General features: G+C 59.9%; 17 protein-coding genes, 3 tRNA genes and 2 pseudogenes. 15 read left to right on the forward strand and 7 right to left on the reverse strand.

Features of this window, described 5'->3' with window-relative positions:
- Positions 1-97 precede the first annotated feature (97 nt).
- Positions 98-1,966 carry a sensor histidine kinase gene (locus tag V5E97_RS15745; RefSeq protein ID WP_406700257.1) on the forward strand — a complete coding sequence of 623 codons (1,869 nt, stop codon included), beginning with the start codon at positions 98-100 and terminating at the stop codon, positions 1,964-1,966.
- Positions 1,963-2,703, forward strand: a complete 741-nt coding sequence (locus tag V5E97_RS15750; protein ID WP_406700258.1) for a response regulator — start codon at positions 1,963-1,965, stop codon at positions 2,701-2,703. The genes V5E97_RS15745 and V5E97_RS15750 overlap by 4 nt, the downstream gene beginning before the upstream one ends.
- Positions 2,704-2,828: 125 nt before the next feature.
- On the opposite strand, the gene V5E97_RS15755 is transcribed toward V5E97_RS15750, so the two are convergent.
- Positions 2,829-2,901: transfer RNA gene (locus V5E97_RS15755), tRNA-Phe, on the reverse strand.
- Positions 2,902-3,368: 467 nt separating this feature from the next.
- Here V5E97_RS15755 and V5E97_RS15760 point away from each other — a divergent pair.
- A tRNA-Ile gene (locus tag V5E97_RS15760) sits at positions 3,369-3,442 on the forward strand.
- Between the two features lie 119 nt (positions 3,443-3,561).
- Positions 3,562-3,635 (forward strand) — tRNA-Ile (locus V5E97_RS15765).
- A gap of 503 nt (positions 3,636-4,138) precedes the next feature.
- On the opposite strand, the gene V5E97_RS15770 is transcribed toward V5E97_RS15765, so the two are convergent.
- The 3 genes from V5E97_RS15770 to V5E97_RS15780 all read right to left on the reverse strand — a co-directional run bounded on the left by V5E97_RS15770 (position 4,139) and on the right by V5E97_RS15780 (position 5,707).
- Positions 4,139-4,669 carry a hypothetical protein gene (locus tag V5E97_RS15770; RefSeq protein WP_406700259.1) on the reverse strand — a complete coding sequence of 177 codons (531 nt, stop codon included), beginning with the start codon at positions 4,667-4,669 and terminating at the stop codon, positions 4,139-4,141.
- 141 nt (positions 4,670-4,810) lie between these two features.
- Positions 4,811-5,230 carry a response regulator gene (locus V5E97_RS15775; RefSeq protein WP_406700260.1) on the reverse strand — a complete coding sequence of 140 codons (420 nt, stop codon included), beginning with the start codon at positions 5,228-5,230 and terminating at the stop codon, positions 4,811-4,813.
- Positions 5,231-5,473: 243 nt separating this feature from the next.
- Positions 5,474-5,707, reverse strand: coding sequence for a hypothetical protein (locus V5E97_RS15780; RefSeq protein WP_406700261.1), 234 nt, complete (start codon positions 5,705-5,707; stop codon positions 5,474-5,476).
- Between the two features lie 480 nt (positions 5,708-6,187).
- Here V5E97_RS15780 and nuoB point away from each other — a divergent pair.
- The 11 genes and pseudogenes from nuoB to V5E97_RS15835 all read left to right on the forward strand — a co-directional run.
- Positions 6,188-7,366: pseudogene (nuoB, locus tag V5E97_RS15785) on the forward strand (NADH-quinone oxidoreductase subunit NuoB); the annotation flags it as partial.
- 291 nt (positions 7,367-7,657) lie between these two features.
- Entirely contained in the window at positions 7,658-8,740 is a 1,083-nt protein-coding gene (locus V5E97_RS15790; protein ID WP_406701166.1) for an NADH-quinone oxidoreductase subunit D, read from the forward strand.
- A 99-nt stretch (positions 8,741-8,839) separates the two neighbouring features.
- A complete protein-coding gene (locus tag V5E97_RS15795) occupies positions 8,840-9,562 on the forward strand; it encodes a 4Fe-4S binding protein (RefSeq protein WP_406700262.1) in 723 nt (240 codons plus the stop codon).
- Between the two features lie 248 nt (positions 9,563-9,810).
- Positions 9,811-10,077: a hypothetical protein gene (locus V5E97_RS15800; RefSeq protein WP_406700263.1), complete on the forward strand. Its 267-nt coding sequence runs from the start codon at positions 9,811-9,813 to the stop codon at positions 10,075-10,077.
- A 28-nt stretch (positions 10,078-10,105) separates the two neighbouring features.
- Complete coding sequence (locus V5E97_RS15805; RefSeq protein ID WP_406701167.1) at positions 10,106-10,462, forward strand: NADH-quinone oxidoreductase subunit A; 357 nt, start codon at positions 10,106-10,108, stop codon at positions 10,460-10,462.
- 50 nt (positions 10,463-10,512) lie between these two features.
- Positions 10,513-11,847 carry an NADH-quinone oxidoreductase subunit NuoH gene (gene nuoH / locus V5E97_RS15810; protein WP_406700264.1) on the forward strand — a complete coding sequence of 445 codons (1,335 nt, stop codon included), beginning with the start codon at positions 10,513-10,515 and terminating at the stop codon, positions 11,845-11,847.
- A 55-nt stretch (positions 11,848-11,902) separates the two neighbouring features.
- Positions 11,903-12,589 carry an NADH-quinone oxidoreductase subunit J family protein gene (locus V5E97_RS15815; protein WP_406700265.1) on the forward strand — a complete coding sequence of 229 codons (687 nt, stop codon included), beginning with the start codon at positions 11,903-11,905 and terminating at the stop codon, positions 12,587-12,589.
- Between the two features lie 10 nt (positions 12,590-12,599).
- The gene (nuoK, locus tag V5E97_RS15820; RefSeq protein WP_406700266.1) at positions 12,600-12,929 is read left to right on the forward strand and encodes an NADH-quinone oxidoreductase subunit NuoK; all 330 of its coding nucleotides are present in this window, start codon (positions 12,600-12,602) and stop codon (positions 12,927-12,929) included.
- Between the two features lie 160 nt (positions 12,930-13,089).
- Positions 13,090-14,862 carry an NADH-quinone oxidoreductase subunit N gene (locus tag V5E97_RS15825; RefSeq protein WP_406700267.1) on the forward strand — a complete coding sequence of 591 codons (1,773 nt, stop codon included), beginning with the start codon at positions 13,090-13,092 and terminating at the stop codon, positions 14,860-14,862.
- A 68-nt stretch (positions 14,863-14,930) separates the two neighbouring features.
- Complete coding sequence (locus V5E97_RS15830; RefSeq protein ID WP_406700268.1) at positions 14,931-15,338, forward strand: hypothetical protein; 408 nt, start codon at positions 14,931-14,933, stop codon at positions 15,336-15,338.
- 665 nt (positions 15,339-16,003) lie between these two features.
- Positions 16,004-17,574: pseudogene (locus tag V5E97_RS15835) on the forward strand (NAD(P)/FAD-dependent oxidoreductase).
- Positions 17,575-17,634: 60 nt separating this feature from the next.
- Here V5E97_RS15835 and V5E97_RS15840 read toward each other — a convergent pair.
- Genes V5E97_RS15840 through menC form a run of 3 tightly spaced genes read right to left on the reverse strand, consistent with a single transcriptional unit; the run spans position 17,635 to position 20,729 of the window.
- The gene (locus tag V5E97_RS15840; RefSeq protein ID WP_406700269.1) at positions 17,635-18,450 is read right to left on the reverse strand and encodes a hypothetical protein; all 816 of its coding nucleotides are present in this window, start codon (positions 18,448-18,450) and stop codon (positions 17,635-17,637) included.
- Between the two features lie 12 nt (positions 18,451-18,462).
- The gene (locus tag V5E97_RS15845; RefSeq protein WP_406700270.1) at positions 18,463-19,602 is read right to left on the reverse strand and encodes a M20 family metallopeptidase; all 1,140 of its coding nucleotides are present in this window, start codon (positions 19,600-19,602) and stop codon (positions 18,463-18,465) included.
- 20 nt (positions 19,603-19,622) lie between these two features.
- On the reverse strand, positions 19,623-20,729 hold the full coding sequence (menC, locus tag V5E97_RS15850; RefSeq protein ID WP_406700271.1) for an o-succinylbenzoate synthase: 1,107 nt from the start codon (positions 20,727-20,729) through the stop codon (positions 19,623-19,625).
- Between the last annotated feature and the right edge of the window lie 253 nt (positions 20,730-20,982).

Genomic DNA, 20,982 nt, shown 5'->3' on the forward strand with positions numbered 1-20,982 from the left:
TTCGCGAGTGATCGGCGACGACCCTCGCGTTTTCATTCTCTCCTTGTGCAGTCCATCCCCTCACGAGCGCATTTTGAACGACCTTATGAGGGATTGTATGTTCAGAACGCTACGGACCAAGTTGCTCGTGGGTTTGACTCCGCTTTTGGCGATCATGATCGGCCTGGGGCTCTGGGCCATCTTCATGCTCGATCATCTTGGTGGGCGGATCGACGTCATTCTTCGAGAGAACTATAACAGCGTGCTCGCCGCCGAAGGCATGAAGGAGGCCTTGGAACGAATGGACTCGGCAATCCTGTTCGCGCTGAGCGGTCAAGATCATCGAGCCGACAGCCAGTTTCGTGAATACCGCTCTCGGTTTCTGGCGCACCTTCAAAAAGAGCGGAATAACATCACGGTGAACGGCGAACAGGAGCTGGCCGACCGGCTCTCCACGCTCTTCGAGACCTACCTCAAGCAGAGCGAGGTGTTCCACGCCTTGCCGATGGAGCCACCTGCCCGCCGGTCCGAATTCTATTTCGCCGAACTTTTTCCCACCTTCAGCGCGATCAAGAACACGGCGGATCAGGTTCTCGAGATCAACCAGTCATTCATGATGCGGGAGAAATTCAAGGCGGCGGACGCCGCGGCCCGGTCGAAGCAAGTGATGATCGTCGCCCTGTTCGGCTCGGTCGCGATCGCTGCCTTGATCGCACTCCGGCTGAGCCGGTCAATCCTTGAGCCGATCCAGGCCGTGACAATCGGTGCTCGCGGCCTGGCGCGAGGCAATCTCGATCAGGTGGTTCCCGCCACGACGCGCGACGAATTGGGCGAACTGGCGCAAGCGTTCAACACGATGGCACGAACCATTCGTGAATTCCGCCAGGCCGGGACAGCTCGACTCCTGCGGGCTCAAAAGACGGCACAAGCCACCATCGACTCGTTTCCAGACCCGGTTGTCGTGGTCGACACGGACGGCGTGGTCGAACGAGCTAATCCCGCGGCGCGAAGGATCCTCGGGGTCATCCCCTCGGAGACGGAAAGTTCGATCCCCTGGACGCCTCCGAATCAACTCAAGGCGGCCTTGGCCGACGTTCTCAGTGGTCGCGACGGGGACGTGCCAGTCGGGTTAGAGCACGCGGTCAGCTTTCGCGACGACGGCCAAGAACGCTTTTTCCTGCCTCGAGTGCTCCCGATTCGAGGAGAGCAGGACGAGTCGCTGGGAGCGGCCCTGGTCCTTTCCGACGTGACCAAGTTCCGCCTGGTCGACCAGCTCAAAAGCGACATGGTTTCCACCGTCAGCCATGAGTTGAAGACCCCGCTGACTTCCGTCCAGATGGCAATTCACCTTCTGCTCGAAGAGGTTGTCGGTCCATTAACTCCGAAGCAAGTCGAACTGCTCGTGGCAGCCCGGCAGGATTCTGATCGGCTCCTGGCCATGGTCAATGATCTCTTGGACCTCACCAGGATCGAGCAAGGACGACTCAGGCTCAACCTCAGTCCGATCAAGGCGGACGAGTTGGTCGCCGAAGCCGCCGAGAGATCCGCATCGAAACTGCGAGACGCAGGGATCGTGCTCGAACTCGATGGGGACAACGACCTACCCCTGGTTCTGGCAGACCGGGAACGGATGGAACATGTCTTTGATAACCTCATTGATAACGCTTTGCAGTCGACCAACCGAGGTGGTCGGCTCCGACTCACGGCCCGTGCGGGTGAGGACATGGTTCACTTCACGGTCGAGGATACCGGGGAGGGGATTGCGCCCGAGCAACTTTCGCGAATCTTCGAAAAGTTTTACCGGGTGCCTGGAACCCGACATCGCGAGGGCACCGGGCTGGGCCTATCCATCGTTCAAGAGATCATCGTCGCCCACGGCGGCCAAATCAGTACCTCCAGCCACCCAGGTCAGGGTACCACTTTCACTTTCACGCTGCCGGCCGACGCGCGAAAGTTCGGTTCGTCAGACCAGTCGAAGGTGAAATGATGAGCAGGCACGCAAGCATATTGATCGTGGACGACGAACCGAACGTTCGCCTCATGTTCCGAACGGCTTTGGTCCCGTTGGGCTATCAAGTGACGACGGCGGAAGACGGTGAGACGGCCCTGAGTTGGTTGGCTGAGCGGAAGGCCGACGTCATCATTCTCGATCTCCAGATGCCTGCTATGGAGGGAATGAATGTCCTTCGACATCTCCGGGAATCAGGCAATGAGACTCCGGTTGTCATCGTGACGGCGCACAGCAGCGTGCCCAATGCCGTTCAGGCGATGAAGCTGGGGGCAATCGATTTTCTGGCCAAGCCGCTGACTCCAGACAAGCTTCGCCGCGCCATTGCCGATGTGATCGAGCGGCAAGCCGATCGCAAACTCGCGGCCCATCCTCCCACAGTGGTTCCGGAACCTGTGACCGTCGCCTCGCAGTACGCTGAGGACCTCAGGAGGGCCAAGCGGGCTCTGAATCGTTGTGCGTTCGAGGAGGCCGAAATCTTCCTCAAACAAGCCATTGCACTCGATCCCAACTCGGCCGAGAGCCACAACTTGATGGGGGTGCTCCACGAGTGCCGCCAGGAACACGACGCATCCTACCGCGAGTACAAGGCCGCCCTCAAAGCAGACCGAGACTACATGCCGGCCAGGCACAATATCACCCGCTATTACGAACGGTTTACGCTCGGACAGAGCGATATCGCGATCGACAAAGGTGATCCAATTCAAGATGATTGAGAGACAGGATTGGGTTCGAGCGGAGACATGACAGAATCAAGGAGTAAAAATGATCTGGTATGTCTTGCCGATTTCAATCGAGGAGAGATGGAGGTGGGGTGGGAGACTGCAAAGCTTCGCAAGAGTGGTCAGGGGGAGAGTTGAACTCCCGACACTCGGATTTTCAGTCCGATGCTCTACCAACTGAGCTACCTGACCCGCAAGCAACGCCAAGAACTTACCTTAAGATCGTTAGCCCGTCAAGTCGTTGCGACGAAAAAAGTCGCAATCTCAAGGGCGTTTCGGGTCAGAGGACTTCTTGGTTCACTGTATCGTTCGTCGAGTAATTTACTCGCTTCACTCAACAGGTGTAACGATACCGTGAGGTGGTGGCCTTGTCAAGCACTGCCCGGCACTCCTCTCCTTTTTTTGTTTTCCAAGGGGAAGTAGTCCGGACGTCGAGGAAAGAAACTCTCGACTGGATCGCCGCGACTTCCTGATCCTGAGAACGGAATGGCGTGGCTGATTCCCAAACCCCGGTACAATCTCAAAAGGAGTGGGCGATTACCGAGAAATCGATGATTTCGGCGGTAGCCTGTTGACTTGGACTCCTGAACAATTAGAATAGCCCCGCAGTCGAGAGTTAATTGAATACGATTAACAAACCGACTGACAACGCGATTAACGGGCGCATAGCTCAGTTGGCTAGAGCGCACCCCTGATAAGGGTGAGGTCCCATGTTCGAGTCATGGTGCGCCCATTAACGTGACGGCTCTTATAGAGCAGTTACGTGCGTTTTGCGAAAACCAGCCTCGGGATTTCTTTCATGAGAAACCCCGAGGCCGGTTTTTTTCGCTTATCGATGGCAATTTGATTAACGGGCGCATAGCTCAGTTGGCTAGAGCGCACCCCTGATAAGGGTGAGGTCCCAGGTTCGAATCCTGGTGCGCCCATTAACTTGACGGCTCCTTTTACGGGGCAGTCACGTACGTTTTGCGAAAACCAGCCTCGGGATTTCTTTCAAGAGATTTCCCCGTGGCTGGTTTATTTTTTGCGCCACGGATTTCGACACTCGCTTGAGAGCGATTGTGCTCCTTTGGAAGTGAGTAGCGACCGGTCCGCACACCGGTCGCTTGCGCTGGCTTTGTCCCAGGCCTCCGAAAACCGCGCGAGACCCATTCGATCCTAATCCGTCAGGATGGAACGGGCTGGGTGACGGCGCGGCACGGAGTTGGCTGGCTCCGTGTGACTCCCGCCTGCCAATGGAGATTTGGCAGGAGCTGTTCAAGTGTTCGCATGAACAGCTCCGGCGTGATCGGGCTGCGGAGGAATGTTGTGAGGTGAGAACGTCCAAGCGTTCGGTGGAGACGGGTTCCCGAAGGAAACCAACGAAACAAAGAAGGGATCTGAGGTCAGAACTCAGATGCGAGTCGGCATGCACCCGCATCTCGACTACTCAGTCATCGTCCTCGACTTCCGCGTCACCGTCGTCGTCCACATCGCCGTCGTTGTCATCCTCCTCGTCGATTTCTTCTTCATCCTCGATCTCTGCGGCCGCGGCCGCTTTCACCAAGGTTGGGGCAGCGGGGGCAGGTCGTGGGATGGCCGCGCCCAGGCCCGGCGCATTGTCGGGCATCGGTTCCTTGACCTTCTGAATGAAGTGGGTGCCTTTGCCTTTGGCCGTTAACTCGGCGGCGCGGGCCTCGGCCGCCTCTCTCTGGGAATACTCGAACGTGCCCACGGGTTTGAAGGCATCGTTGGTGACGACCCAAACGATCCGCATGCGCGCGGTTGGCTTAGCCGCTTTTGTGGCTTTCGCCTTGGTCTTGGCCGCAGCCTTGGGCTTCTTCTTGACCTTGCGGACTTCAGTGTCATCATCATCAAGGTCTTCGATCAGATCATCCGACTCGTCCTCCATCGGATCGAGCGGTTCGGCCGCATCGTTCTGTCGACGAAGTTCGAGACGATTCCGCGGTTTCCCAGCCATGAAACCGTCCTTCGAGATGGCTCAGGTTCAAGAATTGCCAAATTCCTCCGCCGATTCGCGGAGGATTTCCCTACGGCTATCATAATCGAAACGCCGAATCTTGGCTAGCGACCGGACCGGGCCGTCGACTTCGCCAGTCGGTCAGAGCGATCCTGTTTTGGATGGGGAGGTTGCGAGCTCGCGGCCGGGGGCTAGTTCGTACGCGATGTGAGACAGAAGGTCTTCGGCTCGGTAGGGTTTAGTGAGAAAGTGCCCGATGCCGAGAAGCGAGAGGTCGCGCTCATGATCGGCCAGAATGGCTGCGCTACAGATCATGATCCGCTGGTCAGGATCGCGCGCCCGGACCTGTCGGCAAACTTCCACGCCGGAAAAGACGGGCAAGTTCAGATCCACGAGGAGAAGGTCAAACGGCCCCGAGTCGTGGAAGCGATCGACTCCCTCGCGCCCATCGGCCGCCTCGACCACACTGTATCCCTCGCACTTGAGGACCTGGGCAACCAGGTTGCGAAGCCGCGATTCATCCTCGACCAAGAGTAGTGTGCAAGGTCCGTTCGCACCCATCGTTCTCTCCCCGTGACGATCCATCGAGACAGGGACACCATCAACGCTGCGGCCGTTCCGGTGTCGAACGAAGTGCATCGTAGCCAGACCCTCGATTCGCGCCCACACGAATATGCCGGCTTGGACCGGGGCCGTTGCCGACCGGAGGGCCTTCCGAGTCCCACCACACGAGGCATGAGAGCCCGAGACCGAAGGCCATTCGGCACTTCCGTTCGGCCCGTAATCCCCCTGGTCTTTGCGAAGTTAAGGAGCGGTGACTTGCGTGGTCAGAGGGGCGGACGAAGGAGAATGGTCCTGAGCCTGCGGTTTATCCACCCCAAGAATCTGGCAGAGAAAAGCGACGATGACGTGCTTGGAAATATTCAGGCCTATGATTCCCCAGAGCGGTCCAAGCCGGAACAGCCAAATATTCAAGGCAATACAGGCGACCAATGCCAGTAGTCCCGCGACGCTCAGTTGAAAGCTGGGTCGTTCCATGCCACTATTATTGGCTCGGCATCAGCCAGCGGAAAGAGATCCTTCGGAAAGTGTCGTGGCCGCCACGAGCCACCCGGGCAGGCCGGTTCGATACCGCCGGCAACGGATTCCGAGGAATCGCACACGTTGATTGTTCACCGGCTTCAGTGCGATCGAGCCGGGAAGTGCGGAACCCACTGGCGGAAGGTTTGCGTGGTGTTTAGGATAGCGCTCGATTGGGAGGGCGGACCTGATCGGCTGCGGACCTGATCAGCTCACGATCCAACCTGTTCTGATTGATAGGGAAAGCCCGCCCGCGGCGGGGAGCTTTCGAGAGGACTTTCTCCGTTCTCCTTATAATCCCGACTTGACTCAGGGCATCCTGAAAAAATGACCACCCCGACGATCACCCGACCAGAATGGAGCACGGTCATCGACCCCGTGCTCCAGAAGGAATTGGAACAGCACGTCCTGGTCACTTCCTGGGACAAGCTCCTGGGGATGGTCGATACCGTTTATAACTGGGGCCGCCGTTCAAGCCTTTGGCCGCTTGGTTTCGGACTGGCCTGCTGCGCCATCGAGATGATCTGCACGGCGTCAAGCCGGTTCGACATCGCCCGCTTCGGCGCGGAGGTGTTCCGCGGGTCGCCGCGTCAAGCCGACGTCATGATTGTTTCTGGCACCGTCACCAAGACGATGATGCCGATGATCGCGCGGCTCTACGACCAGATGCCCGAGCCGAAGTACGTCATCTCAATGGGGGCGTGCGCCACTGGCGGAGGTCCGTTCAAGGAAGGCTATAACGTCGTCTCGGGAATCGACAAGTACCTTCCGGTCGATGTCTATATTCCTGGATGCCCGCCGACTCCTCAGGCCTTGCTCAACGGCCTGATCATGCTTCAGAAGAAGATTGACGGCGAGCGGATCACGCAAACCCCCTGGTACCGAAACGACGTTGAGCGCGATATTCCGATCCCGGTTCTCGGCCCTGACCTGATCGATTTGCGCACCGTCGAGCTGACCGCCGAGAAGACGGCCCAAGGGTTGGTCGAGGCCCGCGAGGAGGGCTTGGTCAAGCCGGTCAAGATTCCCGCCCCTCAACACGAGGTGGAGACGCAGTCCAACGGCGTCCCTGAACCGGCTCCCGCGGCCAAGGGGCCGAGCAAGATCGACTTGATCCGGGCAAAGGCGAAGGGAGAAGTCGTTGCAGAATCGAACGACGCGCCGGCCGCCGCGGCGAAACCGGCCGCCAAGCCCGCCAAGAAGGTGAAACGGGCCGAAGCCAGGCCCAGCCTGGTCTGGCTCGGTGATGCCGGGCTGCAAGCACTGGCCGAGCGGATCAACACCCGTTTTGGCAGTGAGACTGTCACGATCATTCAGGCGGCCCTTCTGGTCAAGCCCGAGCAGCTCGTCGCGGTCTGCCGCTACCTCCGCGACGAGAACACGATTCGATACGACTACCTGGCCAGCTTGCAGAGCGTTCACTTCGAAGATTGCCTGGAGGTCAACTATCAACTTGATAGCACGAGCACACCGGGTAAACTGATCGAGTTGAGGGTCAGGACCTCGGAGGCCGAGGGGGAAGGCGAAGTGCCTTCGGTCGTCGGGGTCTGGCGGGGGGCCGATTTTCAGGAGCGCGAGGTCTACGATATGATGGGGATCCGGTTCACCGGACACCCCGAGCTGACCCGGATCCTGATGTGGGACGGCTACGCCTACCACCCGCTTCGCAAAGACTTCCTCGAGCCTTATTACGAAGGCCCGACGAAGGTTTTCGACAGCCGGGTCGAGACGGGGCACGGGCAGCATTTCCGCTCCGAGGAGATCAATCCGTACGGCACCAACATGAAGATCCCCAAGGACTACAAGGATTGGGGAAAGCTCTCGAGCAACGACGACGTCAAGGGTGAGTCACTGCTCCCGAGCGGAGTCACGGTCAGTGAGCTCGCCACGGATCAGTTTTTGATCAGCATGGGTCCTCAGCACCCGAGCACGCATGGTGTCTTCCGGATCAACCTCCGGGTGGACGGTGAGACGGTCGTCGGCCTGAAGCCCGTTATGGGCTATATGCACCGAAATCATGAGAAGATTGGCGAGCGGAACACGTTCTTGATGAACTTTCCGTTCACCGATCGGCTCGACTACCTGACGAGCATGGGGAACAACTTCGGCTACGCCCTGGCTGTCGAGCAACTGATGGGGGACGACGCCAAACCCCCGGAGCGGGCCGAGTATATTCGCGTGATCATGGCCGAGTTGACCCGGATCGCCAGCCACATGTGGTCGATCGGGTTCTTGCTCAACGACCTCGGGGCCTTCTTCACCCCCGCTCTTTACGCGATCGAAGAGCGGGAGCTGATCCTCGACCTGTTCGAGTGGGCCGCCGGCAGCCGGATGATGTGCAACTACTTCCGGTTCGGTGGCGTGGCGTTCGACCTCCCTCGCGGCTGGGTGGAACGCTGTAAGGGGATCGCCTTCGACCGCCTCGACGGTAAGATTGATGAACTCGACCGTTATCTCTCGGGCAACGAGATCGTCCTGGAACGCTGCAAAGGGGTTGGAGTCTTGACCGCCAAGCAGGCGATCGAGTTTTCGACGGCCGGCCCCGTGCTCCGCGCCTCCGGGGTTCCGTACGACATTCGCCGGGCCGCCCCGTATAGTATCTACGATCGGTTCGACTTCAAGGTGATCACCGGCACCAATGGAGACCTCTACGACCGTTACCTCGTCCGGCTCGAGGAGATGCGTGAGAGCGTCAAGATCCTCAAGCAGGCGCTTCGCGACCTTCCCGAAGGGCCGATCCTGCCCGGTAAAAAGACCTATCAGATCAAGGTCCCGGCAGGCGAGGCCTATTCTCGGGTCGAGAATCCGAAGGGCGAACTCGGCTTCTATGTGGTGGCCGACGGGTCGTCGTCCGCTTACCGCTACCACATTCGGAGTCCAAGCTTTATCAACCTGACCGCGCTCGAGCAAATGTGTTTGGGTCACACCATCGCCGACGTCGTGGGGATCCTCGGTAGTATCGACATCGTTTTGGGCGAGGTGGATCGCTAAGGTCGGATCGGCCGGGTGGGGTGGGCCTACCTACCCTCTTAACGGGATACGTTTGGTGGGCGGCGCCCATCCTCCAGGACTGATGGGGACTCTTGAACCATGGGCAGCGGTTACGGGATTATCACGGGCCACCTGGTCACGCTTCGGCGGTTCCTGCACACATTCTGGCGCGATTTCCGAGAGGGGAAGGGGCTCCAGCGACGCGGTGGCGGGCATCAAATTCTGGACCTTTGGCCCTACAAGGCGGACCGAGGGAATGAGCCGACCGTCCTCCAAGATTATAAGACCGCTGGTCTCTTCACGGTCGAGTATCCCGACGAGCGGCTGCCGGTCTATGAGCGATTCCGGGTGTTGCCGGTCCTGATCTATGACGATGAAGATGGCAACGTGCGCTGTACGTCGTGCAACATCTGCGCGAAGGTCTGCCCCCCCCAGTGCATCTGGATGTCCCAGGCCACAGGGCCCAAGGGGAACGTGGTCCCTCTGCCCGAAGATTTTTATATCGACATGGATGTCTGCATGAACTGCGGGCTCTGTGCCGAGTATTGCCCGTTCGACGCGATCAAGATGGATCAGAACTTCGAGCTCTCGAACTACGAGCGACACCAGACGCACATTTACAGCCTTCAGGACCTGTTGGTCTCCAGCGATTACTACTCGCGGACGCACCCGGACGCCTGGAGCAGTGACGAGGAAGTAGCCGAACGGAACAAGGTTGCCAAGAAGAAGGATCAGCGGCTTCAAAAAGCGTTGACGGCGACGGCCAAACCGGCCGCCCCGCCCAAAGCCGCCCCGAAGCCGGTGGCCGTCGAACAAGTCTGAGGCGAGGCACCGGTACGCGTGAGAATCGACGGTCCGATCGACCGCTGAGGTCGACTCGGGATTGCGGCTCTCACTCGACGATGCCACGGCCGACCCGTCGTGTGTTGAACTGCTTTTATGTATGGGGTTCGCTTGTGTTGGGGAGGAGGGGGTGACCCCTTGCCGACCTCCACTGGCCGCCGTAAGATGTCCGCTCAGTTAGGTTATCAAGGCGCAATCGAGGCCTTGAGCAATCGCCGGAAGATATCATGATTCCTACGCCTCCGAAGCCCAAGTACACCGCCGGCACCAGACTCCGCGTGACCCAACGGGTCCGTGTCGGTCATCGTGAGTGGACCACCCTGGTTGAAGGTCTGGTCGAGCAGGAAGGTCAACGCCCCGTTGGCGGAATGGAGATGGGGGGGAAGGCCTCCTACTGCCAACAGCCGACGCTCAGACTGCGCCGCGACGATGGCGAAGTCATCGTTGTCGCCGTCGATGAACACAGTGTCGTTCAGTCCTTGTCCTCGAATTGAACGTGGCAACGGAACAATTGACATCATGATTATCTACAATTACATATTCGTGGGTCTCTTGTTGTTTACCGCGATCGGTTTTGCACTCGCTCCGCTCTTGCTCGTCGCCATCGTCGCCCCTCGCAAGCCGTCGCTGGCCAAGGACGATATCTACGAGTGCGGAGTACGGACCCACGGAGAGACCTGGATCCGGTTTCGGATTCAATACTACATCTACGCGATTATGTTTGTGGTTTTTGACATCGAGACCGTCTTCCTGTACCCCTGGGCGGTGAGCTACTCGAGTCTTGGTCTGTTTGCCCTGGTCGAGATGATCGTGTTCTTGACCATCCTGTTCATCGGCTTGGCCTATGCGTGGGCCAAGGGCGTCCTGCGCTGGGTCTGAGTGTCGGATGAGTGGCGACTTGGGGATCCGGTTTTCTTGACCAAGGGGAGATGCTAACGGTGAATTTCGCAACCGCCTGGGCCATGCCGATCGTCTGGGCCCAGCAGCAGATCAACCTTGATTTCTCCACCAAGGTGCAATGGGCGCTCTGGCTGGTTGTGGGATTCGTGGGGATTTTCCCTGGTATCGTCGCTTACATGGTCTGGGCTGAGCGTAAAGTTGCGGCCCGGTTCCAGGATCGGATTGGCCCCAATCGTGTCGGTCCGCTCGGCTTGCTCCAGCCGATTGCCGACGCGCTCAAGTTGATCACGAAAGAGAATATCGTCCCCAGGTCGGCCGATCAGTTCGTGCATCTTCTTGCCCCGGTCGTGCTTCTGGTCTCTGCTTTCCTCGTGCTGGCCGTCGTACCGTTTGGGTTGGGGACCAGCCAGAAAGGCCACCCTGCGCACTTCAACGGGCTGGTGCCGATCGATCCTCCGTCGGGTCTGCTCTACCTGATTGCCGTCTCGAGCCTGGGGGCGATGGGGATTTTTTTGGCGGGATGGTCGAGCCGCAACAAGTATTCACTTCTCGGTGCAATGCGTGCGGTCGCCCAGCTCGTCTCCTATGAAATCCCCCAGGTGCTGGCGACTGTGCCGATCGTCCTCTGGACGGGTAGCCTGAGCCTGGTCGCGATCATGAATCAACAACTCGATCAGGGCTGGTTCCTCTGGTCACCCCCCGGCCTGCTCGCGTTCACTTTGCTGCTGATTGCCAGTCTTGCAGAAGTGAACCGGACGCCGTTCGACCTTCCCGAGGCGGAATCCGAGATCATCGCCGGCTACCATACCGAGTATTCGGGGATGCGGTTCGGGCTCTTCTTCCTGGCAGAATACCTGAGCGTTTTTGCCGTCTGCTGCCTGACCACCGTGCTCTTTCTCGGTGGGGGAAGTCTTCCGTTCAGCGGGTTCCTCACGTTCTTGGATTACCCGCGAATCTTTGGTGCGCAGACCACGCCGGCTTATCTGATTACCAACCTGATTTCGGTTTCCGTCTTCGCCGCCAAGGTCTTCTTCTTGATCTTCTTGATGTTCTGGATCCGAGCCACCTTGCCGCGAATGCGGGTCGACCGGCTCATGAACTTCGCCTGGAAGTACATGGTCCCCTTGAGCCTCGTCAATATCTTGATCGCGGCCGTCTGGTTTGAGTGTGCTCTCAGGTCCGGTCAACCGGTCGCCCTCGCCGGGATGTCGATTCCCGGCTGGGTTCTGGGTTGGATTGTGACGCTTCCCCTCGTGGTCCTCTCGGTCTGGTTCTGCTTCTGGTTTAATCGCCGCGAGCGGACTGCGCTTCTGGAGGCCGCGAAACCACGGCGGGCCGTGATCGTTCCCGTCACCGCGCGATGATTCGAACGCTTCACCCAAGAATGGCCCGCGCTGCCGAGGGCCGGAGTTGAACCTCGTGAGTCAAACCCTCTTTCTGGTTATCTCAGCGCTCGGTTTGGTCGCGGCCGTGGGGACGATCCTGGCCCGGAACTTGGTCCACGCGGCGCTCTACCTCGTGGCCTTTTTCTTCATTGTCGCCTGCCAGTTCGTGCTCCTTGAAGCCGAATTCCTGGCTGCAATCCAGGTGCTCGTCTACATCGGCGCGGTGGCGATCCTGCTGATGTTCGGGATCATGCTCACTCGAAACATCCAAGGGGATGATACCACGACAGTGGCTCCAGGTTGGACGATGCCGGCGCTGGTGGCAGGGCTTGGGCTCTTCCTCGTGCTCGGCTTCGGGATCAAGAACCAGGTGGGCGTGAAAGATCGGGCTGACTGGGCGGCCACGGTGAATCGGCCGTCGATTGTGACCCGGGAAGGGGAAACCCCCTCCCCGCGCGCCTTCGCTATCAACAACATGGGACTCGCGGTCGGCTACGAGATGATGACCCGATTCGTGGTCCCTTTCGAGGTCGCCGGCCTCCTCCTGACCGCGGCTTTGGTCGGTGCGATTGCCCTCGCCCATCGGGAAGGGGAAGACGAGCCGACTCGACTCGGGGCCCAGGCCACGGCCCTTCACGGGGCGACCGAACCTTCCTCGAGCAACGTTCAGGCGAGTCTTGACGGATCGCGATCGGAACCACTCTCCTCACCATCGAAATGAGTCGCCCGCGATGAGTCGTGATATCCCGTTGAATTGGTTTCTCTATTTCGCCGCGGCCTCGTTTTCGATCGGGCTGATGGGCGTCTTACTGCGCCGCAACGCGATTGCCGTCTTGATGGCGATTGAGATCATGCTCAACGCGGCGAACATCAACCTGGTCGCCTTCTGGCGGTATGGGATCCCCGCTCCGGATGAAGGAGCCTTGACCGGGGTCATGATGGCCGTCTTCGTGATCACGATCGCCGCGGCCGAGGTGGCGGTGGGTATTGGTCTGATCCTCCTTTGTTACCGTCGCTGGCATTCGGCCGACGTGGATCGTTTCGATAGCCTCTCCGGCTGATCGAACTCGACCCGTCCCGATCCGACCCGCCGCGGCCGATGCCCTTCGATGTCCCGGCCTTGAATCGTCCGAACCCTGATCCCGCTCGACGGAATGCTCGCGTCCTCCGGAGTCGGAGCGGATACCGCACCGTAACGAACGCCACCAAGGGCCATAGCCGATGCCTCCCAGCGCTATCCCGTCTCTCGACCTTCGCGACTTCCACGCCCTGGCACCCGAGATGATTCTCGCGTTCTGGGGACTGCTGGTGCTGATGGCCGACCAGACGGTCTTCCGAAGCCGGACTGCGGCGCGGCGTCAACAGGCCGCCGGCCAGCTAACCTTGCTCGGGATCGTCGTTGCCCTGGGCGCGGCCTTCCTTCCGTTCGTCATTCGGTTCAATCTCTACGACCTCGCGAAAACGTTGAACTTCGCGGGCATCGACTATGTGAGCATTCCCGATCGGAGCCTCTTTCTTGGCAGCCTCTCCGACGACCTGCTGACCGAGACGTTCAACGTCCTCCTGGTGATCATGCTGGGATTGGTCTCATGGCTGTCGATGTCCTGGTCCTTCACCGAAGACTGGGGCGAATACTTCGCGCTGCTCTTGTGGTCGACTGTGGGCATGATGCTGCTGGTCGCGTCGGATGAGCTGCTCAGCCTGTTCCTGACCCTCGAGTTGATGACGATCTGCCTGTACTTGATGACGGCATTTGAGAAGGATAAACGCCGGTCTCCCGAGGCGGGACTCAAGTATTTCGTTTACGGCTCGGTCTCCTCCGCGCTCTTCCTGTTCGGCTTGAGCCTGATCTATGGACTGACCGGATCCACGCGGTTCGATGCCATCTCGAATGTGCTTCGTCCCATTCTCACCAGCTCCACGGGCTTGTCGGGTAATATTGCCGGAGCGACGGCGGTCCTCCTCCTCATGGTCGGCTTTGGATTCAAGGTTGCGGCGGTGCCGTTCCATCAATGGGCGCCTGACGCTTACGAAGGTGCCCCCGCGCCGGTCACGGCCTGGATCGCCACCGGGTCAAAAATTGCCAGTTTCATCGCATTGATGAAGGTGCTACTGGTCGCTCTGCGACCTTGGGGGAGTAGCTATGCCTCGGTGATGAGCCCCGGCTGGATCGGGATTGTGGTCGTCCTGTCGGCCGTCACGATGACATACGGCAATATGGCCGCACTCGCGCAGCGGAACCTGAAGCGAATGCTGGCTTATTCCTCCATCGCACATGCCGGCTATATGCTGGTGGGGGTCGCGGCGGCGGGTGTTTCCGTTCGGCGGCAAGAGTCGGCCGGTTCGGTCCTCTTCTACCTGGTCATCTACGGTTTCAGCAATATCGGCGCCTTTGCCGTGGCCGCCTGGCTCGCCCGCGATAAACAGAGCGACGACATCGACGACCTGAACGGACTGGCGTACCGCTATCCGTTCTTGGCAACCTGTATCCTCTTACTGATGCTCTCACTGATCGGCATGCCTCCGCTTGCGGGCTTCTTCGGAAAGCTCTACATGTTCATGGAGGCGCTCGACCAGGAAGGGAACCAGGTGACCCGGGTCGCCTTGATCTGGCTGGTGGCATTGGGTCTGCTCAACAGCGTCGTTTCCGCGTTCTATTACGTGCGCGTTCTCAAGGCCATGTTCCTCCGCGACCCCGGTCGCTCGGTCTTGTCACCCGCCTCTTCATCGATTGCGTTGCCCATCGTCCTTGCGACGGCGGTCGTCATCGGCGTCGGAATCTACCCGGCTCCGTTGATGGATATGATGAAGGGTGCATCGATTCCAATGCTGTCTGGGAACGCCCGTACCGCGGTCAATCCCTCGTCCGAATCCTCAGGCGCTCCGGACTCGGGTTCCACGGGAACGTTGCAGGACGATACCTCGCAACCACCTCCAGTTGATCCTGGCCAGACCCCTCCAGCTCCCACGCCAGTCCCTGCTCCGAGGTCGTGAGAGAGATCGGCGTCCAGGTCGACGGTTATCCGAGTTCGTGATTCCTCGCGAAGAGAGACGTAACGGCGATGGCCATTATCAACACGCTGCAAAAATGCCTGGACAGCCCCTACCTGTTCAAGGACGACCAGGCGCCTGAGAAGATCCCCGCTCTGCTCGCCAAGGCGGCCGACCGGCTCGAGGCCGCGGCCAATCTCCAGGCGACCGGCCAGGGTGATCCCGCCGACATCAGTTTTCTGAGCTATGAGGCGATGTTCTCCTGCCTGCGCGCCCTGGTTTATCAGAAGGGTTATCGGGAGGCGGGATTGCGCTGTCTGATGCTGGCCTGCGAGAATCTCTACGTTCGGCCAGGCTTGCTCGAAGCCAGTTATATCGTCGCGTTCGAACGGGCACAGGGGCTGAAAACCCCACCTGCCGAGAACCTTGCCGCCGCCTCGGCATTCGTCAAACGAACCCTCGAGATCCTGGCGGCCTAAGCGGTGCATCCGGCCTGTTGATCTTCACAACGAAACTTGAGCCGGAAGTTGAAAATAAGGAGGACGGTTGGCCCGCGGCTGCTTGCCCAAAGCCACCCGTTGTCCTGGTTTCGGGCGAGTCGAGAAGGTGAAGCGTCGCTTGACCTGCCCGAGATCCTGGCCGTCTTCAATTCTCTTCCGTGCTCTTTCGCTTGCATGCCATTGGGCTCGGTCAGCAGATGCGTCAGCTCGTACCCGGGAATAGGCGTCGGTTCTGGGACCGTGCTGAGTGCCTTGTCCGCTTCTGATCCAACTCATGAGAACGGACTTCACTGGGACCAGCGGGCAGGGTGTCGGCACATTCAGTAGTCCGTTGTGTATATATGGATTTGCTGGGCGCGGACGCCTGAACTCGAACACGTCTCCAAGTCCACCACCGGCTGTGGGCTGCTTAAATATTCGCGGCGATTGTCGTGAAAGTTTCCGATTCTCGATGAATCATTTCACAAGTCGTTCCCAGTATCGACTTTCTCGCGAGACGTTCTCACCTGGTTGGTGAATGCCGACCTTGACCATTCCTCGCGAATATGCCAAAAACTCGCGTCGGCCCACTCGCGAGCCGGGACCACTGAGACGCACCGGGGATCGCCCCGGCGAGCGGATGCACCTCCAAAGGATGGGAGGCCATGATGGACATCAATTCATCACGAACCGGGAAGGTTCGTTCGGGGTTGCCGCCGCATCGCTGGACCAAGGTCGATGACCCGGACGGGATCGCCGTTGTCGCTTCTCATGCGACGGTGATCGCTGGAGGAGGCCCTGCAGGTCTCACCGCGGCTTACGAGCTGACCAAGCACGGTCACTCGAGCGTCGTGCTCGAGTCCGACCCGAACCTCGTCGGTGGTATCAGCCGGACCGATCAGTACAAGGGATACCGGTTCGATATTGGCGGGCATCGCTTCTTCTCGAAGAGCGCCGAGGTCAACGCGATCTGGCGTGAAATCCTCGGCGACCAATTCGTCACCCGCTCCCGGTTGAGCCGGATCTACTACAACCGCAAGTTCTTCCACTATCCGCTCAAACCGGTCGATGCCCTGATGAAGCTCGGCCCTGGCGAGCCACCTTGATCCTGGCGAGCTACCTCAAAGCGACACTCAAGCCAATCAAGCCCGAGCGGAGCTTCGAGGATTGGGTCGTTAACCGATTTGGCCGGCTCCTCTTCGAAATCTTCTTCAAGACCTACACCGAGAAGGTCTGGGGAATGCCCACGAACGAGATCACTGCCGAGTGGGCTGCGCAACGAATCAAAGGACTCAGCCTGGTCCGAGCCGTGACGAACGCCCTGTTCGGCAGTCGCAAGTCGAACGGGGAGGTGATCAAGACGCTCATCGAGTCGTTCCAGTATCCGCGACTTGGCCCCGGGCAAATGTGGGAATGTGCGCGTGACAAGATTCGCGAGCAAGGCGGAGCGGTGCATCTCGATCGCCGCGTCGTCCGGATCGAGCACGACGGCACGGCCGTGACCACGTTCGTGGCGAAGGACGCCAACGGCAAGCTGACGGCCTACCATGGCCAGAACTTCCTCTCGACGCTGCCGATCCGCGAGCTCATCCGCTGCATGAGCCCCCAGCCGCCCGACGATGTGGTCAAGGCTGCCGAGTCGCTTCGGTATCGTGACTTCCTGACCGTGGTCTTGATCGTCGATCGGGCCGAGACCTTTCCCGACACATGGATCTACATCCATGAGCCGGACGTGCGCCTGGGGCGGGTGCAGAACTTCAAGAACTGGTCCCCCGACCTGGTTCCCGACCCCACCAAGAGCAGTCTCGGACTCGAGTATTTCTGCTTCGAGGGGGATGACCTCTGGACCATGCCTGACGCCGACTTGATCGAGTTGGGGCGGCGCGAGATGGACAAGATGGGCCTAATCTCCGCGTCCGAAGTGAGTGACGGCTGTGTCGTGAGGATGCCCAAGGCCTATCCGGTCTACGACGACGCCTATCAAGGGCATCTCGCCGTGATCCGCGGCTGGCTCAAGCATCTGCCCAACCTCGAGTTGGCGGGGCGGAACGGTATGCACAAATACAATAACCAGGACCATTCGATGATGACGGCGGTACTGGCCGCACGGAACATCCTCGGGCTGGGTCAGTTCGACACCTGGAAGGTGAATACCGACGCCGAATACCACGAGGAAGGGAACGAGGCCCAAGATACCTCGGGCCGTATCGTCCCCCAAAAGATCAGCGCGGCCTGAGCGGGTTCGCCGCCCTGGGGCGGAACCTGCATACACCCGTGGTCGAGTTCTCCACTGCTCCTAACGCTGGAGCAGGTAGAACTCGCGCCTCGTGGTTTCCGATCGCTCCTGTACGAAACCGACCGCACGATAACCGGCGGTGAATGCAGCACTCAAGCTTTCGCGAACTGCGAGTCGCCACGCTTCGGCCATGCCTGCATCGCGCGCTCGCAGGCCTGCGATGTCCTGTGGGATTTCCACGAGCACGTGGGCGCCTTCCGCGGCATGCGTGTTGACGACCGATCGGGATCCATCGGCCTGGGGATTGGATTCAATCAAGTGAGGAAATCTCGACCACTCCTCAGCGGTCGTGGATTCAAGTCGCGGGGGAGCGGAGAGGTCCCACTCGGCGATCAGCCGATCCGTCGGGACGCCGAGGTTCAGCGCGTCGGTGCGGGGGCCGTACATGTCGTCGATGTAGCGGCCTGAGGTCGCGCCGAGCTTCACCAGATTGAAGCGGGCGTTCCCGGCCTGGAGCGGATCGAAGGCCCAGGCGATGAGATCGACGCCACTCTCGAGCGCGACATCGCGCTGGGCCATTTTGAGCCGGTAGCCGAGACCGGTCGATTGCCGGCCAGGAACCACCCCCGTCAATTGCGAATAGAGGCAGAGTCGCCCCCCGGTGCGTCCGAGGAATGCGAAGGAGATCCCCACCGCCTCTCCGTCCGGCAAGAAGGCGCCGAGTACGACGCCGCCGTGTAGCTGGGCGCCGACCATTGTGGCGATGGGAACCACGTAAGAGTCATCCGCGATTCCCCAGGCGAGGCGCTGGGCTTTCTGGCAGGCATGATAGTCGTGGACGCTCACGGCGCGTCGGATCGTAATCTCTTCGGCCATCGGAAAAAGACCTCAAAGTTCCAGGAGCAGGCACGCCAACAGGGCTGCACGTTCGGGCAGACTCTCAATGAGGATGTGCTCATTGATCGCGTGTGCGCCCGCCCCCGGCATCCCCAGGCCATCGAGTGTGGCTACGCCCAGAGCCGCGGTAAAATTGCCGTCGCTGCCCCCTCCGGTCGATCCTTCCTCCAGTTCAAGCCCGAGCGAACGGCCGATCTGTTGCGTCTTTGCAAAGAGTTCGCGGCTGGCCGGAGTGCGTTCCATCGGCGGACGATTGATTCCCCCACTGACTTGAATCGAAGCCCCGGGAGTAATCGCTTGCAGGCCGCGGAACGCCTCCTCGATGCGTTGGGCCTCATCCATCGTCGCCACGCGGACATCGACGCGCGCCATGGCATGTGCGGGGACGACGTTGGGAGTTGTTCCCCCTTCGATCCGCCCGACGTTGATCGTCGTACCGACCGTCGGGTTGGCCAGGGCATTGATCCTGGGAATCTGGAGGGCCAGCTCGTTGATCGCGCTGATGCCTTTCTCGGGCTCGACACCGGCATGAGCGGCCTTCCCCTCGATTTCGATGGTGAAGCCGCCGACACCTTTGCGGGCCGTCTTGAGCACGCCGCCGGGGAGAGGAGGTTCGAGAACGAGGGCGTGGGCACACTCGCGCGCGGCCGCTTCGATGAGCGATCGGGAAGTCGGGCTGCCAATCTCCTCATCCGAGGTGATCAGAATGTGAATCGGGCGACGAGGCGAGAGACCGAGCGCTTGAAGCGCCGCGAGCGCGGCTTCAAGCAGGATGATACTCGCCTTCATATCATACGAACCGGGCCCATAAGCGCATGGACCTTCGATGCGAAACGGGCGATCGACCACGGTCCCCAGGGGCCAAACCGTGTCGAAATGGGCCAAAATTAGGGCAGGGGGGGCGACCTGTTGAAAATCGAACCGGGCGTCAAGATGATTGCCGCCGACCCGGTTTTCAATCAGGTTGACGTCGCCTCCGAGCGCTTCGAATCGCCCTGCCAGCATCGTCGCGTACGGGTCGAGTACGGCTTTGTCGCGGCTGGGCGACTCGTACGAGACCAGGGTCGCCAGGTCGGCGAGCATGGTCTCTCGTCGTTGATTCATCCAGTTCAGGAGCTCGGGGCCGTGCATGGTTTCTCTCGAGGGGAAGTTCAGGCCTTCAAGCTCCACTCACGGAAGCAGAGTTGCTCGATCCGCTCCTCGATCGGCTCAAAGCCGAGACCGACACCGAGGGGAACCGTCACGGCTCCGTTCACAGCCCGAATTGGCGGTTCGACGAGATCCTCGCGGTAGTACTTGTCCGAGCCGGACACGTCGCCGGGCAATGTGAAACCGGGAAGGCTTGAAATCGCGACATTCGCCGCGCGGCCGATCCCGAACTCATGCATCCCGCCGCACCAGACTTCGACGCCTCGAGCGAGGCAGAGGTCATGGATCCGCTTTGCTTCAAGGAGCCCGCCGACGCGGCTCACCTTGATATTGATCACGCGGCAAGCTTGGAGGTCGAGCGCCTTCCGCGCATCTTCGGCGGAATGGATGCTCTCGTCGAGGCAGACCGGGGTTCGTAAGGAGGCCTGGAGCCTTGCGTGATCGATGATGTCATCATGGGCTAATGGCTGTTCGATCAGCAGGAGGTTGAATGGGTCGAGTTGCTTGAGATGGTCGATATCGGCGAGCGTATAAGCGGAATTTGCGTCGACCTGCAACGCGATCTCCGGATAACGCTCGCGGACACTTCGGACGATCTCGACATCCCAGCCGGGAGCAATCTTGAGCTTGATGCGGCGATAACCCTCACCAAGGTACTGGTCGATCAGCCCGAACAGGGTCTCCACATCGCGCTCGATCCCCAGGCTGACTCCGGAGGCAATCTCCGGGCGGGTTCCGCCCAGGATCGCGGCGAGAGATTTCCCTTCGTGGCGAGCCAGAGCGTCCCAGCAGGCGATCTCCAGCCCCGCCTTGGCGAAGTTGTTTCCCTTCACGGGTCGATAGAAGTTCACGAGTTGGTCAATGTTCGCCCATTCTTTGCCGATCACGGCCGGGGCGAGAAAGTCCTTCAGGATGTGCCAGCACGTCTCCGTCGTTTCGGGACAGTAGTAGGGGTCGGACGGTGAAGCGCATTCGCCCCAGCCGATCCCATGATCGGTCTCGATCCGCACCAGGATGTGCGTGATGGAATCCTTGCTGCTCGAACTCGTGCGAAATGTCCGGACCAAGGGAAGGCGCACGAGCTTGAGATCAATCCGATGAATTCGCATAGGTTATTTCGTTAGCTGGCTCGATGATCGCCACTGCCCAAGATTTTCGCTGCATCTGTTGGTTGCATTTGCGGATGACGCAGGGGAGCCCGCAATCAATTCTTCGATCCAGGATGCCGTGATCATTCGCGTTGAACAAGCTCAATCCCCCCAGTGTAATTGTCGTCGAGCAGAACGCCGGAGTCATTTCCGACGGCCAGGCCATTGGGGCGAATCCCAACGACCTGGCCGGTCTGCGACGAGCAAATGGCGG

This window comes from Singulisphaera photorubra, assembly GCF_045290345.1.
Classification (GTDB): Bacteria; Planctomycetota; Planctomycetia; order Isosphaerales; family Isosphaeraceae; genus Singulisphaera.

What these genes read in the sequence shown, in the direction of transcription:
- V5E97_RS15745 (WP_406700257.1), top strand. Translation starts at nt 98, where the DNA reads ATGTTCAGAACGCTACGGACCAAGTTGCTCGTGGGTTTGACTCCGCTT.
- V5E97_RS15750 (WP_406700258.1), top strand. Translation starts at nt 1,963, where the DNA reads ATGATGAGCAGGCACGCAAGCATATTGATCGTGGACGACGAACCGAAC.
- V5E97_RS15770 (WP_406700259.1), bottom strand. Translation starts at nt 4,669, where the DNA reads ATGGCTGGGAAACCGCGGAATCGTCTCGAACTTCGTCGACAGAACGAT.
- V5E97_RS15775 (WP_406700260.1), bottom strand. Translation starts at nt 5,230, where the DNA reads ATGGGTGCGAACGGACCTTGCACACTACTCTTGGTCGAGGATGAATCG.
- V5E97_RS15780 (WP_406700261.1), bottom strand. Translation starts at nt 5,707, where the DNA reads ATGGAACGACCCAGCTTTCAACTGAGCGTCGCGGGACTACTGGCATTG.
- V5E97_RS15790 (WP_406701166.1), top strand. Translation starts at nt 7,658, where the DNA reads ATGGGTCCTCAGCACCCGAGCACGCATGGTGTCTTCCGGATCAACCTC.
- V5E97_RS15795 (WP_406700262.1), top strand. Translation starts at nt 8,840, where the DNA reads ATGGGCAGCGGTTACGGGATTATCACGGGCCACCTGGTCACGCTTCGG.
- V5E97_RS15800 (WP_406700263.1), top strand. Translation starts at nt 9,811, where the DNA reads ATGATTCCTACGCCTCCGAAGCCCAAGTACACCGCCGGCACCAGACTC.
- nuoH (WP_406700264.1), top strand. Translation starts at nt 10,513, where the DNA reads ATGCTAACGGTGAATTTCGCAACCGCCTGGGCCATGCCGATCGTCTGG.
- nuoK (WP_406700266.1), top strand. Translation starts at nt 12,600, where the DNA reads ATGAGTCGTGATATCCCGTTGAATTGGTTTCTCTATTTCGCCGCGGCC.
- V5E97_RS15825 (WP_406700267.1), top strand. Translation starts at nt 13,090, where the DNA reads ATGCCTCCCAGCGCTATCCCGTCTCTCGACCTTCGCGACTTCCACGCC.
- V5E97_RS15830 (WP_406700268.1), top strand. Translation starts at nt 14,931, where the DNA reads ATGGCCATTATCAACACGCTGCAAAAATGCCTGGACAGCCCCTACCTG.
- V5E97_RS15840 (WP_406700269.1), bottom strand. Translation starts at nt 18,450, where the DNA reads ATGGCCGAAGAGATTACGATCCGACGCGCCGTGAGCGTCCACGACTAT.
- V5E97_RS15845 (WP_406700270.1), bottom strand. Translation starts at nt 19,602, where the DNA reads ATGCACGGCCCCGAGCTCCTGAACTGGATGAATCAACGACGAGAGACC.
- menC (WP_406700271.1), bottom strand. Translation starts at nt 20,729, where the DNA reads ATGCGAATTCATCGGATTGATCTCAAGCTCGTGCGCCTTCCCTTGGTC.